General features: G+C 43.1%; 4 protein-coding genes and 2 pseudogenes. 2 read left to right on the top strand and 4 right to left on the bottom strand.

Going from position 1 to position 3,374, the window contains the following annotated elements; genetic code table 11:
- Positions 1–3: 3 nt before the first annotated feature.
- The 4 genes and pseudogenes from Q0541_RS20625 to Q0541_RS20610 all read right to left on the bottom strand — a co-directional run bounded on the left by Q0541_RS20625 (position 4) and on the right by Q0541_RS20610 (position 1,763).
- Positions 4–540: a hypothetical protein gene (locus Q0541_RS20625; protein ID WP_298914454.1), complete on the bottom strand. Its 537-nt coding sequence runs from the start codon at positions 538–540 to the stop codon at positions 4–6.
- A pseudogene (locus tag Q0541_RS20620) lies at positions 530–736 on the bottom strand (hypothetical protein); the annotation flags it as partial. The gene Q0541_RS20625 and the pseudogene Q0541_RS20620, both read right to left, overlap by 11 nt.
- Positions 666–1,109, bottom strand: a complete 444-nt coding sequence (locus tag Q0541_RS20615) for a Tn3 family transposase (RefSeq protein WP_298914457.1) — start codon at positions 1,107–1,109, stop codon at positions 666–668. The pseudogene Q0541_RS20620 and the gene Q0541_RS20615, both read right to left, overlap by 71 nt.
- Before the next feature lie 405 nt (positions 1,110–1,514).
- Positions 1,515–1,763 carry a DUF4158 domain-containing protein gene (locus Q0541_RS20610; protein ID WP_298914451.1) on the bottom strand — a complete coding sequence of 83 codons (249 nt, stop codon included), beginning with the start codon at positions 1,761–1,763 and terminating at the stop codon, positions 1,515–1,517.
- Between the two features lie 697 nt (positions 1,764–2,460).
- On the opposite strand from Q0541_RS20610, the gene Q0541_RS20605 reads away from it, so the two are divergent.
- Positions 2,461–2,862: a hypothetical protein gene (locus Q0541_RS20605; RefSeq protein WP_298914448.1), complete on the top strand. Its 402-nt coding sequence runs from the start codon at positions 2,461–2,463 to the stop codon at positions 2,860–2,862.
- A pseudogene (locus Q0541_RS20600) lies at positions 2,828–3,314 on the top strand (IS701 family transposase); the annotation flags it as partial. The gene Q0541_RS20605 and the pseudogene Q0541_RS20600, both read left to right, overlap by 35 nt.
- Positions 3,315–3,374: the final 60 nt, after the last annotated feature.

Here is a 3,374-nt window from a genome sequence, read left to right as displayed (position 1 = left end):
GAATTATTCGCGATCGCACCTTTTTTGACCGACTTCACAAAATCGCGTTGCTCCCACAGGAACTAGTGTTGCAGCTATGCGCTCATCCACTTTCAAGCGGGTATGCTCAACTGGATCAAAAATTTCGTAATGAGTTGCACCAATCGGTAGCAGCGCTACTGGTCGGTTATCTTGCTGGGTGTAGGCAACTATTGGTCCAGAATCCTTTTCCCACCAATTATCTCGCAACAGTACCCGCCGCATTCGGATGCGTGAAGCTCGGACAATTGCTTCTAAGGGTTCCTTAATTCGCTTGAGGTTTTCGGAGCGAGACGGAGGGCAAATCTTTATACCCATTGCCCTTCCAACTGCACCAGCTGCAACTAATAAAGGAGTTCCTTCTAAAAAAATGTCGCCATCTTGGGAACTCAATGTTGATGCTAAAGAGCCTATAGCCTGTGCTGTGACTTGATGATTTAGGCGTTGGCGATCGCAAAGCCGTGTTATTTCTGCTTGTACTTCTTGCTCATCTAATAGGTTAAGGCATTGTATTAGCAGCACCTTCTATGAGTTCTGCATCCAATCCGCCGGACATAGAGAGAATTACATCTGCGATCGCCGCATCAAAACATGCCCGCATCAGGCTTTTATCTGGTACAGTAGTATCCCACAGAGTCAAATTATCTCTAACCGTGCCGCCAAACAACAAAATTTCCTGCTCCACCATTGCAACAGAGTTCGTAAGCAATTGCTGGGGAAGTAAAATTGTAAGAAGTAATACCACGCCCTTGACCAAAATACTTGCTGTTAGCCCCGGCATTGAGGGTACGTACAGGCACAACAAAGCGTAGACCATCAGCTGATGCAATTTCGCCACCTCCCCATATCTGCGCCAAAGGAATCTGAGCTTGAGCATCGACTAATCGTGCATTAGCTTGAATCAGAGTTTCAGGACGAATGTAGTTTTGCTCAACCCAAGTAAGTCTGCCACGAGTTAAGGCTAGGACATCTGAGCGCACTAAGGGGGTTAAACCAATATTACAAGCAGAGGCGATTAATACAGCACAAATACTGGTGGATAAGTCATTGACACGAGCAAAACTTTCATTGACATGGGTAAACTCATCCATAAATCCAGTTTTTGCTTGAATCTCCAATAGGACTTCTGGTAAATCAACATGAGGCAATAAACTGTCTACGAGTGTTTTGAGTTGAAGATAACTTTCAGGCTCTGCTAATTTATCTAAATTCCTGATAGTTAATGTCTCACGTCCTTTAGCGACTTCAATTTTGACAGCAGTATTGTAAGGTAGGTTGCTAGCAGTACGCTGATAGGTTTCATCTAACTGTTGTTTGAGAACTTGGAGTTCAGAAGCAGGAGCTGCTTGCAGGTTCAGAATTCGGCATACATGGGAGCGGGCTGACTCCCAAGCCTGACTCTGTAATAATTTAGCACCCAGATTGCTCCAACGCTCACAATGAGTGGTGGATCGTTCTAAATAGCGCAGCAGACAGTTGGTTTGGGAGATGTCTAGTTATTGAGCCAGATCAGCTACAATTCCAGGCGGGACATCAATTGGGTTAATCAAAAAAGTTCCTAGAAACCGCACTGTGCAAACTTGGATGGCGAAGCCCAAACGGTTATGATCGCCACGACGCTGTTTCACCAATTGTCGTGCTGTATCGTCGAGATGAAAATAGCGAGCTAATTGCAGAGGTGTCGGTTCTTCCACGTAACGCCCATAACGGAGTTTTTGCTCCTCGGTCAAAAACTGAATTGACATTCTCCTCCATTTTTAAACTTTGCCTAGTTAGCATTGTTTTAGGCAAAGTATTTTAGACATAGTAACCGTGAAATGAGGATTTGAACCATGTCTGCAAGAGCTGCTCAACTTCTGTTTTCGGCAAAGTTCCCGTTTCCTTCTCCGCCGCCTGTCAGGGCAAACGCATCTAAATTACTCTTGATCACAATCAAGGTTAAGAACCAATCGATTTAATCAGCATTTTGCGTTTGATTTATTTTCCAAGCTTGAAAGCGATGTCTACGACGGGCTACGCCTATGCTAATCTATGTCAATAAGCAGCTGTTAATGCGACTATTTTTAGATTTATTGAGAATAAACTCTTCTTTTAATAAATGATTAACAAAAAACCTTAGACGATTAGCTTTTAACGTTGTTAAAGCTGTACACGTCCCCTGATGCTGTCCGTCTGCTGTCTTGAGAATGCTCTTAGCAACTAGCTTTGATGGCTACGCCAAATTAAGAAAGAGAGCGTTGTGCTAAACCACAACGTCGTTTGCACACATAACAAAGGCGACTGCCCCTGTCTGGTAAACAAAGCGATCGCCTTTTCCCCAATTACGAAGATTTCCATTATGACGTATACAACACATACACAGCAAGCGATTCCTAGTTCTTCTGTTGATGCTCAGAAAACTATGCCCAATTACGGCAATCTCTCAAGAGTTAGTGGTTTGATTTGCAACAACTCCAAAACCCTGAAATAAAAGGTGTCGAATATCAACAGGGCGAGTTATTTGGCTTTGAGGTGCGCGAATACTTACTTCAGAAGTGGGCAAGAAAATGCGCCTACTGTGGTGTAGAGAATGTGCCGTTTGAGGTTGAGCATATTCATCCCAAGTCGAGAGGCGGGAGCGATCGCGTGGCTAAGGGCAATCAACCAGTCGAGCATTTTCTAGCTAAAAAATCAGAATTGGTGCGGCGGATTTTAGCTCAAGCTAAAGCACCGCTCAAAGATGCGACAGCAGTTAATACAACACGATGGGAATTGCACCGCAGACTCCAATTAACTAGACTGCCCATTGAACTAGGCTCTACTGGCAGAACAAAGTTTACCCACAGAGGCTTTTACGAAAATTAAACTAGACTTAGACAAACCCAAAACAGTATGGATTGTAACTAGAGAAATAGAGATATCACTACTGTTGGGAAAGCGAAATATTGCTATCGTCATGTATGTGGAACACCTTGCCGAAGGCTACGCTGCGACTTTCTCAGAAGCTACTGATATTGACTATTTTATCACCAATTTTTCCTCATCAATTGTCACTCCAAAATGGATAGTTGACACATATTCTCAAACAAATTGGGTAGAAGTTTTCTATAGAGAAGCTCTCGTGTTGGTTAGGGCTAAAAGAATATCAAGTCCGAGATAAAAGAAGTCTAATTAGACATTTTATCTGAGTTTTTTGTGCTTATACTTTTATTCTTTGGCATCAGCTAACAGAAGGCTTAAGACGCAGGTGGGCAAACAAATCTTTGAACACTTTTACTGAAGCTTTGGAAGCATTTAGAACGGCTATGTCTTATCGATTATTCGTAAGGATTCAGGTCAAGAGGTATTGACAAGTGTGACATCTGAGGCGGAATATG

The organism is uncultured Nostoc sp. (assembly GCF_937863485.1).
Taxonomy (GTDB): domain Bacteria; phylum Cyanobacteriota; class Cyanobacteriia; order Cyanobacteriales; family Nostocaceae; genus Nostoc.
Note: the sequence above shows the minus strand (reverse complement) of the source record. Positions and strands in the feature narration are given on the sequence as shown.

Coding starts and splice junctions, on each gene's coding strand:
- Q0541_RS20615 (WP_298914457.1), bottom strand. CDS start 1,109: ATGGATGAGTTTACCCATGTCAATGAAAGTTTTGCTCGTGTCAATGAC.
- Q0541_RS20610 (WP_298914451.1), bottom strand. CDS start 1,763: ATGTCAATTCAGTTTTTGACCGAGGAGCAAAAACTCCGTTATGGGCGT.